Annotated in this window: 14 protein-coding genes; 5 read left to right on the top strand and 9 right to left on the bottom strand. The window is 37.7% G+C overall.

The genetic code is table 11. The features are described 5' to 3' along the window. Positions 1-45: 45 nt before the first annotated feature. The 9 genes from Q0093_RS10500 to Q0093_RS10460 all read right to left on the bottom strand — a co-directional run bounded on the left by Q0093_RS10500 (position 46) and on the right by Q0093_RS10460 (position 11,096). Positions 46-1,866 (bottom strand): U32 family peptidase, encoded by a 1,821-nt coding sequence (locus Q0093_RS10500; RefSeq protein WP_297930177.1) that lies wholly within the window; start codon positions 1,864-1,866, stop codon positions 46-48. After that, positions 1,863-2,780, bottom strand: a complete 918-nt coding sequence (gene metA, locus Q0093_RS10495) for a homoserine O-succinyltransferase (RefSeq protein WP_270213920.1) — start codon at positions 2,778-2,780, stop codon at positions 1,863-1,865. The genes Q0093_RS10500 and metA overlap by 4 nt, the downstream gene beginning before the upstream one ends. A 133-nt stretch (positions 2,781-2,913) precedes the next feature. After that, complete coding sequence (locus Q0093_RS10490; protein ID WP_297930174.1) at positions 2,914-4,530, bottom strand: ABC-F family ATP-binding cassette domain-containing protein; 1,617 nt, start codon at positions 4,528-4,530, stop codon at positions 2,914-2,916. A 195-nt stretch (positions 4,531-4,725) separates the two neighbouring features. Further along, complete coding sequence (locus Q0093_RS10485) at positions 4,726-5,460, bottom strand: porin family protein (protein WP_294177695.1); 735 nt, start codon at positions 5,458-5,460, stop codon at positions 4,726-4,728. A gap of 11 nt (positions 5,461-5,471) precedes the next feature. Next, positions 5,472-6,650, bottom strand: coding sequence for a PCMD domain-containing protein (locus Q0093_RS10480; protein ID WP_297930170.1), 1,179 nt, complete (start codon positions 6,648-6,650; stop codon positions 5,472-5,474). A 322-nt stretch (positions 6,651-6,972) separates the two neighbouring features. Next, on the bottom strand, positions 6,973-7,911 hold the full coding sequence (locus Q0093_RS10475) for a ribose-phosphate pyrophosphokinase (RefSeq protein WP_009317595.1): 939 nt from the start codon (positions 7,909-7,911) through the stop codon (positions 6,973-6,975). A 71-nt stretch (positions 7,912-7,982) separates the two neighbouring features. Further along, positions 7,983-9,698 carry an alpha-amylase family protein gene (locus Q0093_RS10470; RefSeq protein ID WP_297930167.1) on the bottom strand — a complete coding sequence of 572 codons (1,716 nt, stop codon included), beginning with the start codon at positions 9,696-9,698 and terminating at the stop codon, positions 7,983-7,985. Between the two features lie 19 nt (positions 9,699-9,717). Then, positions 9,718-10,539 (bottom strand): patatin-like phospholipase family protein, encoded by an 822-nt coding sequence (locus tag Q0093_RS10465; RefSeq protein WP_294177698.1) that lies wholly within the window; start codon positions 10,537-10,539, stop codon positions 9,718-9,720. A 257-nt stretch (positions 10,540-10,796) separates the two neighbouring features. After that, positions 10,797-11,096: a Dabb family protein gene (locus tag Q0093_RS10460; RefSeq protein WP_297930164.1), complete on the bottom strand. Its 300-nt coding sequence runs from the start codon at positions 11,094-11,096 to the stop codon at positions 10,797-10,799. A 112-nt stretch (positions 11,097-11,208) separates the two neighbouring features. On the opposite strand from Q0093_RS10460, the gene udk reads away from it, so the two are divergent. The 5 genes from udk (at position 11,209) to Q0093_RS10435 (ending at position 16,496) form a co-directional block, all read left to right on the top strand. Then, positions 11,209-11,820 (top strand): uridine kinase, encoded by a 612-nt coding sequence (udk, locus tag Q0093_RS10455; RefSeq protein ID WP_294177700.1) that lies wholly within the window; start codon positions 11,209-11,211, stop codon positions 11,818-11,820. Positions 11,821-11,831: 11 nt separating this feature from the next. Further along, complete coding sequence (locus Q0093_RS10450) at positions 11,832-13,211, top strand: transporter substrate-binding domain-containing protein (protein ID WP_294177701.1); 1,380 nt, start codon at positions 11,832-11,834, stop codon at positions 13,209-13,211. 13 nt (positions 13,212-13,224) lie between these two features. Beyond that, entirely contained in the window at positions 13,225-14,088 is an 864-nt protein-coding gene (locus tag Q0093_RS10445) for an alpha/beta hydrolase (RefSeq protein ID WP_294177702.1), read from the top strand. A gap of 300 nt (positions 14,089-14,388) precedes the next feature. Continuing rightward, positions 14,389-14,946, top strand: a complete 558-nt coding sequence (locus Q0093_RS10440; RefSeq protein WP_294177703.1) for a DUF3332 domain-containing protein — start codon at positions 14,389-14,391, stop codon at positions 14,944-14,946. 740 nt (positions 14,947-15,686) lie between these two features. Then, a complete protein-coding gene (locus Q0093_RS10435) occupies positions 15,687-16,496 on the top strand; it encodes a hypothetical protein (protein ID WP_294177704.1) in 810 nt (269 codons plus the stop codon). The last annotated feature ends 95 nt before the right edge of the window (positions 16,497-16,591 follow it).

Here is a 16,591-nt window from a genome sequence, read left to right as displayed (position 1 = left end):
TCCTCATAAATCTCAGTACAGGTTAGAACCAATCTATAAAAGGCTCTATTCTTTATAAACTCTCATTTCACATAAACGACAATCGAATTCAAGACGAAGACGAGTATCTTTATAGCATAAATAAAGCGGAGCTTTCCATTCTCCAGCACCTTTTTCACGAAAGCAATGTCCCGATTCGCGACGTATGCAATGACGGGTAAACATTAAAGGTACATTATCTCGTACTTGTACTTCAAATGCTGGATCGATTTCCGAGACTCCATGACCGACATAAAATTTTCGCGCCTTTGCATTATAGACATTCCCAAGATAAGTCAATTTCGATTGAGGGAAAGGATAGACACCCTTAGCCGGCCTTCTCTTTTCTGTATGATACGCCTCTTTTCGAACCTTCAAGAGAAGCTCCGCTCCTTGCCGACGCATATCCGCCAACAAAGAAGCCGGAATAAAAAAGTTTTCCGTAGCATTTAAAATAATTTTGTTCATCCGAAACGGAGTATCCCCCAATTTCCCCAATTGATTTTTCTGATTCTCAGATTGCGGAGACCTTGCTTCTTCACCTGACCATTCCCGATAAACAGAAACCGATATCCCGGTTTCATCCGTAATCAATAAACACAGCTTTTCCAATGTGCCGGATAACTCCAAATTTACTTCTATTCTCCTGTCCACACTTTTTCGGGCAAGAATCTTCTCAAATTCCTGATCATAATTACGGTACAACTTCGTTTTAATTTTTATACGAGGCATTTCCGCCGGAAATATCAGATTTCCTTCCGCTCTATTCACACGAAAACCTTCAAACATGCCGGATTCGTTAAAAAAGCATATTCCATCGCCGTTATTCAACTTTTGTACTCCGGCTACAGTTATCGATTTGGAGGAAACCTGTTTTACCATACCTATATATTCACCTATCGACTTAGGGGTATCAGGAGATGATATAGATCTCGAATCTTTTTCATTCAACAAATACGGAGTAAAGCCCCTATTAAAACTCTTGTTCGGATCGGGAGTAAAAAAGAGATCGGTCTTTCCGGAAGAAGACTTCACATACTCCGGACGACGCTCCAATATCGCATCTAACTTCCTGCGATACCAAGCCGTCACATTTTTAACATAAGACATTTCTTTAAGACGTCCTTCAATCTTCAAAGAAGAAACTCCGGCATCCAACAATGCCTCAAGGCTGTCGGTACGATTCATATCTTTAAGAGAGAGTAGATGCTTATCTTTTTCGAGTATTTTTCCATCAGCATCCAACAGCGTATAAGGAAGCCGACAATATTGTGCACACTCCCCACGATTAGCACTGCGTCCACTCAAACAATGGCTCAAATAACATTGTCCGCTATAACTTACACACAAAGCTCCATGTATAAAAACCTCCAAAGGAACTGTCGTATTTTCTGAAATACGCCGGATTTGTTCTAACGACAATTCTCTGGCCAACACGATCTGGGAGAATCCTGCATTTTCAAGAAATTTTACTTTCTCCACCGTACGATTATCGGTTTGCGTACTGGCATGTAAAGCGATCGGAGGTATATCCAGTTCCAGAATCCCCATATCTTGAACAATGAGAGCATCGACACCGACAGAATACATATCGCCAATAATTCGTTCGGCCTCGAGCAATTCATCGTCTTTCAATATCGTGTTCAACGCCACATATACCCGCGCATCGTATTTATGGGCATAATCGACCAACCGGGCTATTTCGGTCGTATCATTGCCCGCAGCAACACGAGCTCCGAAACGAGGTGCACCTATATAAACGGCATCCGCCCCGTGATTGATTGCTTCGATACCGATCTCGGCATTCTTGGCAGGAGAGAGAAGTTCGATAGGTCTTGATGCCATCATTTTATCTCCCGAATATCGTATGGTGTTTGCTGATATACAAAATAATTCAGCCAATTAGAGAACAAAAGGTTGGCATGTCCTCTCCAGCGAACCAACGGTCCTTTCTTCGGATCATTATTCCGGTAATAATTCAACGGCATCTCTATCGGTAACCCCTTATCCAAATCCCGACGATATTCCGTGTCTAAAGTATAAGGCGAATACTCCGAATGGCCGGTAATAAAAAATTCCCTGCCTCCACGTGCCATAACCATATATACTCCGGATTCTTCGGACTCCGAAAGCAGGGTCAGTTCAGGAACTTTCTCTATATCGGACTTGCGCACCTCCGTATGCCTGCTATGAGGCACATAAAATTCATCATCGAATCCTCTGAATATCGGATTTTGATGATCATACACTTTATGTTTGAAAATCCCGAACATTTTTTGCGGCAACGGATATTTAGGAACGCCATAAAAATGATACAATCCTGCTTGAGCCGCCCAACAAATATATAATGTAGAGGTCACATGCGTACGTGCCCAATCAAATATCTCAGAAACCTCTTTCCAATAATCGACTTCTTCAAACGGCATCTGCTCTACCGGAGCTCCGGTAATAATCATTCCATCATAATTTTCATTCCGCAACGTCGAAAAATCCTTATAAAACGTCATCATGTGCTCTACCGGTGTATTTTTTGATATATGCCCCGATATTTTCAGAAAATCCACCTCTATCTGCAATGGCGTATTGGATAATAACCGGATAAGATCGGTTTCGGTCGTAATCTTCAACGGCATCAAATTCAATATGACAATACGCAAAGGTCGTATATCTTGAGTAGATGCTTGCTGAGAATCCATGACAAAAATATTTTCAGATTTCAATATCTCTACGGCCGGTAATCTGGATGGTAAATTTAATGGCATAAACGTGTCCTCCTATTCAATGAATGCAAAGGTAATCAATAAAGAGAGAAAGTCAAAACCGCTTTCTTCTCTTACAAAAAGAGCGCATCAATAAATAAATGCGCTCCAATAATTCTCTTATTCTACTATTCGACTACGATTTATATAACTTTTCACGAAGAGCCTTCACTCGTTCGTCGGTAATATAATCATCATAATCCATCATTTTATCGATTATACCATTCGGAGTAAGCTCAATAACCCGATTGCAAACTGTCTCGATAAACTCATGGTCATGAGAAGACATCAGAATATTTCCTTTAAATGCCTTCAATGTATTGTTAAACGCCTGTATAGACTCCAAATCAAGATGATTCGTAGGAGAATCCAAAATCATCGTATTCGCATTTTTCATCATCATACGGGCAATCATACAACGCATTTTTTCCCCTCCGGATAGTACTGAAGCACTCTTCAGCAACTCTTCTCCGGAAAACAACATTTTCCCGAGAAAACCCTTTAAATACAATTCACTGGTATCCTCTGAGAACTGAGCTAACCAATCGATCAGATTCATATCGGTATTGAAAAATGCCGAATTATCAAGAGGCAAATAGGCGGTCGTGATAGTTTGTCCCCACTCAAACGTACCCTTATCCGCCTTAACTATATCATTGATAATGTCAAAAAAAGCGGTCATGGCACGAGGGTCTCGAGACAAAAATACGATCTTATCATCTTTCTCAACCGTAAAATTCACATCCTTAAATAGCAAAGTTCCATCGACCGACTTTTCAAGTCCTCTCACTTCGAGAATTTTATTTCCCGGTTCTCGATCGGGAGTAAAAATAATACCCGGATAACGGCGTGAAGAGGGTTTGATCTCCTCGACATTCAATTTTTCCAGCATCTTTTTACGACTCGTGGTCTGTTTTGACTTTGCAACATTAGCACTGAAACGCTGAATAAACTCCATCAACTCCTTACGTTTTTCTTCAGCCTTTTTATTTTGTTGCTGTTGTTGACGCAAAGCCAATTGACTCGATTCATACCAGAAGCTATAATTTCCGGCAAACAACTCGGTCTTACCATAATCGATGTCAACGGTATGTGTACAAACAGAATCAAGGAAGTGGCGGTCATGCGAAACGACCAATACCGTGTTTTCAAACTCCGACAAATAATTTTCGAGCCACATAACAGTTTCAAGGTCGAGGTCATTGGTAGGTTCATCAAGCAACAGGTTATCCGGTTTTCCGAACAAAGCTTTCGCCAACAAAACACGTACCTTTTGCTTACCGCTGAGATCTTTCATCATCATATAATGCAGATCTTCTTTTATTCCCAGACCACTCAACAAATTAGCAGCATCACTTTCTGCATTCCAACCTTCCAGTTCTGCAAATTTTTCTTCCAGTTCCGAAACTCGAATACCGTCAGCATCGCTAAAATCCGGTTTCGAATAAAGAGCGTCTTTCTCTTTCATTATATCCCACAAAACCGTATGTCCCATCAATACGGTATCCATCACGGTAAATTCGTCAAAAGCAAAATGATCCTGGCTCAATACCGACAACCGTTCACCCGGACCTAATGCAATCGTTCCGTGATTCGGATCGATCTGTCCGCTGATCGCTTTCAAAAAAGTGGATTTTCCTGCCCCGTTAGCCCCTATAATACCATAACAATTTCCCGGAGTAAATTTAAGATTCACATCTTGAAAAAGCACTCGCTTTCCGAATTGTATAGCCAAATTATTTACTGTTATCATATTTCGTTAATTGCTTCTTTTTTAATTTCAAATTCGAATACCGACATACATCACGCATTTTTGCATGATTTTTCAAATTCGGCACAAAGGTAGTTATTTTTATAACATCAACCTAACAATGCATTTCCCGAATACGACAAAAGGCTGTTCTGACAGAACAACCTTTTACGTATCTTCTCCTTTCGGACCGCTTATTTAAAACACATACGCAAAACCGAGATTCATATATACATTATACATCTTAAAACTTATCGCCGTAAAATCTCCGGGGAAAAGAGGGGTCAGACTCCATGTCAAATCACCGTAAACAGATAAATGTTTATACGCAACAAACTCCGCTCCAAGCTCAAGACCTGCATTAAACTTTTTAATATCGTCAGAAAAATCATACGTAGCATCCACGTTCATTTTCTGACTCAACGGAGTCCCTTCCCGAATATAACCGTTCCGTGCCGTCCCCGAAAAATCTCCACGTGTCAGGAAAGACAAGAAACCTCCGAACTTCAAATCCCACCGCTTCGAAATATCATATACCGCCAATATAGGTATCGTAACATAATCATTTTTCACTTTCGTCTCTACATCTCCTGTAAAAATACCTTCGATATAACGCCCGTCATTCAACAGTCTTATCTGATAGTTTTTTACTTGAGCATCGGTTTCCATAGCCCGTGTCTCCAATCGAATTCCGGTCATAACTCCCCACTTCTCGGTCAATTCTCGTTTTACACTTCCTTCTATCGAAAACGAAAGTGTCGGATTATAAGAATTAATACCTCGTATTTCGGCAGGAAGCCCCATCGGAGAAGTTCCACCGATATTAAGACCGGCCTTTACGCTGAACTCATATTTCTTGGCTTCAGCTTCAGAAACCGTACCTATCAATAACGACAGTATCGCAGCCCAACCTATTCTTTTTAGCTTCTTCATCGTATTTCTTTTCAATTTTCTTCACAAACAATTTCTACATCATCGATCCATAGAGTATTTCCCACTCCCCCTATAAAACGATCGCCATAAAAACTGGAAGAGAATACAACCGCAAGGCTATACTCATAATTTTTCAAACGATCGGGATCTACACTTTTCCCTTCTCTATATTTAAAATCGAATACATGATGTTTATATACACCTCCTGTACCGTATTGATCGGAGTTGTCAGCTTGTTCATGCAATCCGGCAACAGCGATAATGGGATTATCTTCATCTTCTTTTAATATCGTATTCCCGTCAAGATAAGAAACTCCATATAAATTTTTAGCTTTTACATTATCATACAAAACAGCATATACGGCACAATAATCCCGACCGTCTCCATATTGCGTTCCATTACCGTCTTTATCATAGGACATATTCACATTACTGCCATCATACTTAAACCAAACACTCATCCGCAGAGGTTTTTTCCTAAAAGGTAAACCGAAATGCGTAGCTTTCATCGGTTCTTTCATAATGTTTATCCCTTTAGAGGTAAACTCTCCTAAAAATAGATTTCCGGCAGCAATCGGCATTCCCTGTGAAGCCCCTAAAGATCCTGTTTTTCTGGTCTTTAAACAAGCCGCTCCTTCTCCCGAATGCACATCTATAGAAGTCGCCTTAAACGTCGGATAATCTTTAGGTCCTCCATTTGCAACCAATGAGAAGCCAAAATTTCCGGACGCCCAAATATACTGATCCACCGAAATATCTTCTCCTTCGACATTTTCAACGCTATGCTCATAAACCTCTTCCCACTTATTAACTGCCCAATGCTCAAAATCGTAAACAGTCGGAATTTCTGTTTCAAGAAATACGACAGTATATGTTTTTTGCCAATTCTTATCTTCTGACGTTACAATATATTTCTGAGGTTTTGTAAAATCTAATTTACCGGTATTTACCGGAGCAATAGTCGCCCCTGGGGAAAGAGTAAAAGAAGGCTCTATATTTGTACGATCGACCATGCCCTCCTTCAAAAACACAGAAACTCTATTCTGATCTATTTTCACATTCAGTACACTAGTCATATCCGGGATAGTAATATCCTCAATATCGGCTTCTACATTAGGAGCTTCATCCTTTATACAAGATGAAAACATAATGAGTAAACCGAACAATATATACAACCATTTATTTTTCATACAATTACAGTTTTATTTCTGAATAAATTTCAAGGCAAAAGTACACTAATTTTCCGAATTAAATCCCTAAAAAACATCTTTACTCCAAACAAGAAGCAATTCATAAAAACTATCTTATCAGCCCTGCAAAACTCATTATTTATCAATAAACAGATATTATTTTAAAAATCAGATACTTATAAAAGTGTATTCTTTCTATTGAAGAAATAATCCGAAAGGGTTAAAAAATAATAATGACATAAAAAACCGTTTTATCATTACTATAAGAGATAAAACGGTTTTCTTGTATTTTGCAAATTTATAAAAGCCGACCTAAAATAAACTATATAATATATTGCGAACTAATAGACTCATTCTCATATACTCTGCGAATAGTATCCGCAAACATCTCTGCAATGCTTAGTATGCGAACCTTAGGACAATCTTTATAATAAGGGATACTGTCGGTAAAAATCATTTCGGTCAATTTTGACTCATTTACCCGATCTGTTGCAGGATCGGACATAACGGCATGACTGGCAATCGCCCGCACAGAAAGAGCACCTTTACTCATCATCAAATCTGCGGCTTTAGTTATAGTTCCTGCCGTATCTACCATATCATCGATAAGAATGACATTCTTATTTTCAACATCACCGATTACCGTCATACTTTCTACCTCATTGGCTTTTGCTCTGGACTTATGGCATAATACCAAAGGTACACCGAAATATTTTGCATACGAATTAGCACGCTTCGAACCACCGACATCCGGTGTCGCAATAACCATATTTTCGAGCTTTAACGACTGAATATAACGACTGAACACAGAAGAGGCATACAGATGATCTACCGGAACATTAAAGAATCCCTGTATCTGATCTGCATGCAGATCCATAGTAATCAAACGATCAATACCGGCAACACTTAACAAATCGGCTATCAGCTTTGCAGCAATAGAGACACGCGGTTTATCCTTGCGATCTTGCCGCGCCCAACCAAAATAAGGTACTACTGCAATTATCGATTTCGCAGAAGCTCTTTTTGCGGCATCGATCATCAACAAAAGTTCCATCAAATTATCAGAATTAGGGAATGTCGATTGTACCAAATAAACTTGGCTTCCTCGAATAGATTCTTCAAAAGATACTCCGAATTCACCATCTGCAAAATGCTGAATTTTCATGTTTCCCATTTCGCAATTTAAAGCGTTACAAATTTTTTCGGCAAGATAACGGGAATTCGTTCCCGCGAAAACCTTGAAAGGTGGTTTCTGGCTCATTGTGTTTTTAAAATAAATCCGATTGGTTAATTTTTTTGCAAAGGTACAATTTCATTTATTATTTCGACACATTAAATCTTTTTTTTTCGATTATTTGTATCGGTACATTTCCATATTACAGCTCCATAAGCTTTTACCGATGACCGGAACAAAATTTCCGGAGAAACGACTTTCTGCTCTACATCTCCGGTCAGTAACTCTTTTGCCGAATACTCTCGAGGTGTCATATTCCACAGATCAAAAGCATGCTGTGGCAACTTCACTCCTACTTCAACCTCTCTATTACAGAAATTTACAATAATAACCAGCAATTCATTATCTTTTTTTCGCAAAAACGCATATTGTTTGCGAGCATCGAAGTCCGGATTGTCTCCATTTACATACATCAAGTCAAAAAAAGCACCCTCTCTGACTGCTATCTCTTTATTACATAACGTCAACACTTGTTTATAACGGCGACGCAATTCTTTCTGTTCCGGTGTAAGACCGGCTACGGAACATTTTCCTCCGGCATACCACGCACGAACCGAAGGCACACTCCAATAATCGAAAATCGTCGTACGTCCGTCTAATCCGCTGAATCCTTCGGCATCTGCCGCCGGCTCTCCCAATTCCTGCCCAAAATAAATCATCATAGGATTTACATTCATCATTGCCAAAACAATTAAAGCCGGATAAGCTCGGAACGGATCTCCTGCAAAATTAGGGGATGCAATACGCTGTTCATCGTGGTTTTCAAGAAAATTCAGCATGTGTGTCATTATCCCGTCTAAAGATTGCCAACAACGGGTAATTTGAGAAGCTGCCGCATGCCCATTCACAATACTACGCAGCAAATCATATAACCCGACTTTATCATAAAGATAATCAAATTTTCCGTCTTCGATATAATATCTATATTCATGCGGATTATATACTTCGGCAATAAAATCGATATCGGGATACTGTCCCTTAATACGGGGAATTACCCATCCCCAAAACTCGACAGGAACCATTTCTGCCATATCGCAACGAAATCCGTCTATACCCTTGCTGCTCCAGAACAGCAATATATCTCTCATTTTAAACCATGTATCAGGTATAGGATCAAAACATTTCCGACGGTCGTGCAAATAATCTACCCCATAATTCAGTTTAACGGTTTCATACCAGTCATTTCTATTGGGATAAGCGCCAAAACAATCATTCCCGGTTGCCTTAGCCGGATATTCCCTATACTTTTGGTCTCCTTCTCCTATATAAAATTGAGGTTGAAACTCTTGACGAGGAATATAATAGAAATTATTTTGGGGATCAAAATGAACCTCTGTATTGTCATCCTGTCCCAAATCGACAACTCCTTCAGGCTTTGCATCGGAATGGTAACGGCGGGCAACATGATTCGGTACAAAATCTATTATGACTTTCAATCCTGCAGCATGCGAACGATCGACCAAAGATTCGAATTCCTGCATTCGTTCAGGTATATTCACAGCAAGATCAGGATCGACATCATAATAATCTTTTATTGCATAAGGTGAGCCGGCTTTCCCTTTTACGACAAACATATTGTCCCGTTCAATACCATATCGAGTATAATCGGTTTGCGTAGCATGTTCAATAATGCCGGTGTACCAAATATGCGTACAGCCGAGCATTTTTATTTCACGCAAAACTTTCGGAGTAAAATCTGCCAGTTTGCCAACACCGTTCTCTTCTATCGTACCGTTGCATTTACACGCATCATTCTGATTCCCGAACAGGCGCGGAAGCACCTGATAAATAATCATCTTTTGTTTTCTGTTCATAATAAAAAAACGATATATCCTATGTCCTAAATGGGAGCTTCATGTTTTTAAGATTTTCTTTATCCAAATTAATGACCTCTTGAGTATCCTTATATCCACAGGCAGCGATTTCCCGAAGATTTTCTATATCAAATATATTATACTCTATAATCTCCTTAGTTTGTATCAATATGTCACATAGCTTCATATCGGCAAGCGTATTACTTTTGAAAATAAAGCCGTATGAACGTTCAGCTATCCCGATAATCGACTTTTTGTACTCTTTTGCAACCATCGGATTCACATTTACTCCCATAACAATATCGCAAAACGGACGTATAGGAGTAACCGGAAAATTTCTCAATACACCTCCGTCGACATAATGTACATTATCGATTATTACCGGACTAAATAAAACAGGAATACTGCATGAGGCACAAACGATATCTACAACAGGTCCTGTGGCAAAGGTTTTACTGCGTCCGTGATCCAAATCCGTCGCTGTAACCATAACCGGGATCTCCAAATCTTCCAGATACCGAGCACGCAAAACTTTTTTTAAAAAGTTGCGAAAACGCGTTATCTTGAAAAATCCCGAACGAGGTATCGTTATTTCTGCCAAATCACTGAAATTAAGAGACGAAAACAAATCTATAATTTCATCCGGAGTATATCCGTCGGCATACAATACTCCGATCAACGAACCTGCACTCGTTCCCGAAATAATATCGGGACGCACACCCATTTCATCAAGCACCTTCAATGCTCCTACATGAGCAAAGCCACGAGCCCCGCCCCCGCTTAAAGCCAATCCAAAGTGATATGGCTTTATTACTGCTACATTTTTATCATTTTCTATCATGTAGCTAAGATAATAAAAAAGGAAACAATCTTATTCCAGAAAGTAAATATTCTTAATGTCTGTCTAAATTTTACTCAGGTCAGGTTTGAGAGTTTCTTTTAAAGATATTTTTCTGTTTTCAAGAAGATGATAGAAAGATATCTGATGAATGAAAACGAGGAAAAAAATCAGAAGAAAATGCAAAAATGTCCTGATAATATTTCTTTTTCGGAAAATTCAGATAGACTCTTATCTTCCCGAAAAACCGGAAAATTCCATCAGAATATGTAATCGACACAAGCCCTTCCCTCTTTTATATCTTTTATAATTCGAGTCGCTGCCACATGGTCGGGATGTACTGCATAATTTGCCAAATCTTCCATCGAATCAAACTCCGTAACAAGACACATATCAAAATCCTCTTTCGGATTCTCATTTATTCCAACTTCTATAAAACGCAAAAAAGGTATCTTATCTTTTAATGCCTCCAAAGCAGATTTAAACTCTTGCATCACAGCTTTCACCGATGCAATATCTCCCGTTTTTTTGAACTTAAATAAAACTATATGCTTTACCATAATCAAATTTATTATATTTGTAAATATTTTTCAGTTTCCGGATTCTTAAAAGTCCGGATATTTTTATCGTGAATGCAAAAATAAATATTATTTTGTCGTTATCTGAAATTATATGCTAATTATTGGTATTGCCGGAGGAACTGGATCTGGAAAAACGACCGTTGTCCGCAAAATTATACAAAGTTTACCGGAAGGTGAAGTAACTGTAATTCCTCAAGATTCATATTATAGGGATAATAGCGATTTGCCTTTAGAAGAACGCCTGAAACTCAACTTCGATGAGCCGGCAGCCATAGAGTTCGAATTACTTGTCAATCAACTGAAAGATTTAAAAGCCGGTAAACCGGTCGAACAACCGATCTATTCATACTTAACATGCACTCGGTCTAAAGAAACGATCCCGATCCAACCAAGAGACGTGATCATTGTTGAAGGTATTTTGATACTTTGCGATGAAGAATTACGCAACATGATGGATATGAAGGTATTTGTCGATGCAGATGCAGACGATCGGCTCATCCGGGTTATCAATCGAGATATTATAGAACGGGGACGTACTGTGGAAATGGTTATAGATCGATATGAGAAAGTACTAAAACCGATGCATCTGCAACATATAGAGCCGACAAAACGATATGCCGATCTAATCATACCGCAAGGTGGAAATAATCTTGTAGCAATCGATATTCTGACAAATTTTATAGCACATAAACTGAATCCTTAATCAGCTCCGATATGGTAAGAATGACGGTTTATATACTTTTGTTTCTGTTTTTATTTTCTTGCCAACACGGGAAAAAAGAAAAGAACCCGGAGTTAAACGACCTGGAATCGATCAAGAAAAAAGGTGAATTGACCGTACTTACATTATACAGTTCTACCTCTTATTTTTTGTATCGTGGTGAAGAAATGGGATACGAATATGAATTAATTAAACAATTCGCAGAATCGGAAGGGTTAAAAACCAAAATAGTTGTCGCAGAAAATATCGGAAAACTGGTTGAAATGTTGCAAAAGGGAGAAGGAGATATCATCGCTTATGATGTCCCGATTACAGGAGATTTAAAAGACCAATTACTTTATTGCGGGCCTGAAATAATTACTCATCAGGTACTTATCCAACGAATAGAAAAAAATAAAACACGATTACGTAATGTTACCGAACTCGTCGGAAAAGACGTATACGTAGAAAAAGATTCGAAATATGAAACCCGCATCAATAACCTAAATAACGAATTGGGAGGCGGGATTAAAATTCATTTAATGAATAAAGACACTATCATTACCGAAGATTTGATAGAAATGGTAGCTAATGGTAAAATAGATTATGCTCTCGCCGATAATAACATAGCCCGTCTTAATAAGACCTATTATAATAATATAGATATAAAATTGAATATCAGTTTTCCTCAACGATCGGCTTGGGCGGTCAGAACAAATGAACCAGAACTGGCAAAAGCTATTGACAAATGGGCTAAGAACAATACTAAAAGCCCCAAATACAAAGAAATTTTAAAACGATATTTTGAATTAAGCAAAAACTCTACAGTTCCTGAAGTTTTATCCATAAAAAAAGGACAGATTTCTGTTTATGATCCTCTATTCAAAAAATATGCAAAAGAACAAGGCTGGGACTGGCGATTGATAGCAGCTCAAGCTTACCATGAGTCGAGGTTCGATACATCAGTGGTATCGTGGGCAGGGGCTAAAGGACTAATGCAAATTATGCCTCGTACAGCCAGAAGCAATGGTTTAGCAGACAAAGACATACAAAATCCGGAAAAAAATATCGCAACCGCAATAAAAATCATGGCATCTTTAGACCGTAGTTTTTCGACAATAGAAAATCCTCAAGAACGCATGAAGTTTATTCTGGCTTCATATAATTCGGGAATAGGACATGTTCTTGATGCCATTGCTTTAGCAAAAAAATACGGTAAAGATCCACAAAAATGGGACGGGAATGTCGCAGAATATATTCTATTGAAAAGTAACCCCGAATATTTCAATGATGAAGTCTGCAAATTCGGATATTTCAGAGGACGCGAAACATATAGCTACGTAAATAAGGTTTTGAAACTATATGAATATTATAAAAGTAAAATAAAAGCTTAACTACTCTAAATTTATGAAATGGATATTCTCTATTATAGCATTATTTTTTAATACAATGATCTTTTCTCAAAATCCATTCACGATACCGGTGTGGCCTAATGGCGCAAAAGAAAATAACGGTATCGTCTTGCCCGAGAAAATAATCGAAGGGGGCAGATTATTAAACAGCCACACAGCAGAAATGTATGTTTACCTACCCGATAAAAAGATTAACACAGGAACAGCCATTCTGATCTGTCCGGGAGGAGGATACGCCCGGCAAGCAATGCAACATGAAGGTCATGATTTTGCAAAGCTTCTTACCCGAAAAGGCATTACCGGAATAGTTTTAAAATACAGACTGCCCAACGGACATGCCGACATACCGCTTTCTGATGCTAAAGAAGCGATGAACATTATTCGACAAAACGCACCAGAATGGGACATAAATCCCAACCAAATAGGCATAAGCGGTTTTTCTGCCGGTGGTCATCTCGCAGCTACTTTAGGCACACATTTCGATAATCTTAACCGTCCGGATTTCATGGTACTTTTCTATCCGGTTATCACAATGGATAATAACCTGACACACAAAGGAAGCAAAGAAAATTTGTTAGGGAAAGGAATAGAAAACGATAATTTTTCGAACGAAAAACAAATTTCTCCGGCTACACCGCCGACATTGCTTTTGTTGAGCGATGATGACAAATCTGTTTCTCCCGTAAACAGTACTCTATTTTATAACGAACTCAAGCAAAAAGGTATTAAGGCCTCTATGTATATATTTCCATCCGGCGGACATGGTTGGGGTTGCAATGCAAGCTTTGCCTACTATAAAGTATGGCAAGAACTCCTTTTCGATTGGTTACGACACCAAAATTTATTAGATAAAAAATAGCCTAAAAGAGCCTGTTAAATCTTGTATAGACCTTTTTTCTTGATAAGACGCACGAACTACATAACGGAAAGACAGGCTCTAAACAAGCTCCAATATAAATTCTTCAAAAGATTAAAATAAAAGCAGATTTTTATATAGACTATAAATCATAATAATATTAATTTATATCATAATAAATCATTGTTTATTAGTTGTATTTATCTAATATTTATCTTATATTTGCAATAAAACGAACAATTATTATTATAATGAGTTAATTAAATAAAGACTACTAATAAACTACTTTTAATTCATACAATTATGAAAAAAAACAAATTGACTATGGCTGTAGTCGTATTACTTTGCGGCAGTCTGATGTTTTCCTCTTGTATAGGATCTTTCGGTTTGACAAACAAGCTACTCGGATGGAATAAAGGTGTAGGAGGAAACAAATTTGTAAGCGAACTTGTGTTTTTTGCATTCTGGGTTCTTCCAGTATACGAAATTTCTCTATTGGCTGATGTTGTAGTATTGAACTCTGTCGAATTCTGGTCAGGTTCTAATCCCATTGCAGATAATACTCAACAGATCAAAGGTGAAAACGGCCATGAATATTTAGTAAAAACGCACGAAAACGGGTACACCATTACCGATGAAACCGCAAACAAAACTTTTGAACTCGTATTCGACGATAGCGACAAATCTTGGTCGGTAGAGGCAAACGGACAGAGTACAAAATTTATGACTTTTATCGATGATAACCATGTAAATATGTATAATGCAAACGGAGAGACTATGACCGTAGAACTTTCCAAAGCAGGAGTTATGGCTTATCAAGATATGATAAAAAATAATACTGCAGTTTTTGCTTGTAAATAAATTTATAATAGAGGGTATATCAAATGAACTGCCCCCAAAAGTTGGACGGGTTAAACATTATCCGGATATAGAAAGAGTTCGGTATTGCACCGGACTCTTTCTATATCCGGGATTTGATTCTTTATTATTGTTAATAGTCTATATATTTATCCAAAGCCTTTATAAAGTCCTGTGAATGATAAAAAATAGTACGTTACTCAACACACAATACCAAAGGACTTCAAAAGGTATCGGAACAACCCGAGTAAGTTGGCAAAACTGCTGAAAGCATTCCGGATGCCGGAGAACGGAGTAGAATTGCCTGCCGTTTTCTTTTGACACGGATAGATATAGAGAATGATGTAATAGAAATTCTTAGATTTGGTAGCTATTCGGGATTGTTTTGAAAAAAATAATTGCATTACCGCCGTTTATTGTCAGCATCGGACAAAGAGCCTACGAATATGAAATAAACGTTTTGAACTATCGCATAAATTAACCGCCGTTTGAACAATTTAAAGATAGTGCACCGCTGTGAAGTGAGTTCGTTTTTAAGACATCAAGAGCCCCGAACCAACCTAATATATTTTCAATCCTAAAAGATAAACGGGTGCTTAATAATATAATCTTTTGAGAATCTAATTGATAAAGTAATATTAATATAAGGTTGTATTTTGTTTAGATACATAAACATCCTTATATTTGTAAAATAGATTAAAAATATAGAGAATGAAATCATAAAACAATCAAAATATATCAAAATGAAACAATCATTTATTGTAATGCTGCTATTGGCAGTAACAGGATTTGCATTTGTGTCTTGTGACAAAGATGATGACGATGAACCAGATTCTAAAAAATTAAATCTGAATGAAATTACATTAGAAGCAGGTCAGACAACAAAATTAATTTACAATGGAGACTGCTCGTGGTCTTCAGATCAGCCGTTGATAGCAAGTGTAGATGAAGAAGGGAATGTTACCGCCGAAAGAGTTGGAGAAACATACATAAAAGCAAATAACGAGACATGTAAAGTAACGGTTACTCCAAAATACCATACGTATATAGAACCTCTTACGATTTGGGGTTGTAACCAAAGTTTAGTAAAAGATTTTATGTCTGTATTAACACCATTGGGATATACTTTGACAAAAGAAACAAGTACAACCTTAACATATTTCTCATCAATAAATAAAGTTGAGATGTATAGTTATATATTCGAAAATGGTAAACTTGAAACTTCTGGAATTGCAGCTCCTATTTTAACTGCAGGATCAGATATTACAGATTTTTTATTGGAAAGATATGTTGTGTTATATGTAGACAGAGAGGAAAATATGTTTTATCTTACAAGTATTGATAAACTTATGGCTATAGTGGTAGGTTTTAATGGGAACTCAATTGTGGTTGCATATATTAATAGAGATTCTAATTCTAATTTCCTTACGTATTCAGACCAAATTAAATCGTTAAGATATAATTGCAAATCAAAATCAGCAACGAAATATGATTATTCAAAAGAGTTAAACTCTTTATTAGATAAATTCGAGAAACAAATACAAAAGCCGTAATTTAATAATCAAATAATTATTTCTTCAATATTAAAAAGGAGCTTACAAAATGCTGGTAGGCTCTTTTTTTTAATAGGTTACCACAGCAAATTTCA

The organism is uncultured Coprobacter sp., assembly GCF_947855755.1.
Taxonomy (GTDB): Bacteria; Bacteroidota; Bacteroidia; order Bacteroidales; family Coprobacteraceae; genus Coprobacter.
Note: the sequence above shows the minus strand (reverse complement) of the source record. Positions and strands in the feature narration are given on the sequence as shown.

Bases quoted from the DNA above. Each gene is read 5' to 3' on its own strand.
- Q0093_RS10500 (WP_297930177.1), bottom strand. From the start codon at position 1,866: ATGATGGCATCAAGACCTATCGAACTTCTCTCTCCTGCCAAGAATGCC.
- metA (WP_270213920.1), bottom strand. From the start codon at position 2,780: ATGCCATTAAATTTACCATCCAGATTACCGGCCGTAGAGATATTGAAA.
- Q0093_RS10490 (WP_297930174.1), bottom strand. From the start codon at position 4,530: ATGATAACAGTAAATAATTTGGCTATACAATTCGGAAAGCGAGTGCTT.
- Q0093_RS10485 (WP_294177695.1), bottom strand. From the start codon at position 5,460: ATGAAGAAGCTAAAAAGAATAGGTTGGGCTGCGATACTGTCGTTATTG.
- Q0093_RS10480 (WP_297930170.1), bottom strand. From the start codon at position 6,650: ATGAAAAATAAATGGTTGTATATATTGTTCGGTTTACTCATTATGTTT.
- Q0093_RS10475 (WP_009317595.1), bottom strand. From the start codon at position 7,911: ATGAGCCAGAAACCACCTTTCAAGGTTTTCGCGGGAACGAATTCCCGT.
- Q0093_RS10470 (WP_297930167.1), bottom strand. From the start codon at position 9,698: ATGAACAGAAAACAAAAGATGATTATTTATCAGGTGCTTCCGCGCCTG.
- Q0093_RS10465 (WP_294177698.1), bottom strand. From the start codon at position 10,539: ATGATAGAAAATGATAAAAATGTAGCAGTAATAAAGCCATATCACTTT.
- Q0093_RS10460 (WP_297930164.1), bottom strand. From the start codon at position 11,096: ATGGTAAAGCATATAGTTTTATTTAAGTTCAAAAAAACGGGAGATATT.
- udk (WP_294177700.1), top strand. From the start codon at position 11,209: ATGCTAATTATTGGTATTGCCGGAGGAACTGGATCTGGAAAAACGACC.
- Q0093_RS10450 (WP_294177701.1), top strand. From the start codon at position 11,832: ATGGTAAGAATGACGGTTTATATACTTTTGTTTCTGTTTTTATTTTCT.
- Q0093_RS10445 (WP_294177702.1), top strand. From the start codon at position 13,225: ATGAAATGGATATTCTCTATTATAGCATTATTTTTTAATACAATGATC.
- Q0093_RS10440 (WP_294177703.1), top strand. From the start codon at position 14,389: ATGAAAAAAAACAAATTGACTATGGCTGTAGTCGTATTACTTTGCGGC.
- Q0093_RS10435 (WP_294177704.1), top strand. From the start codon at position 15,687: ATGAAACAATCATTTATTGTAATGCTGCTATTGGCAGTAACAGGATTT.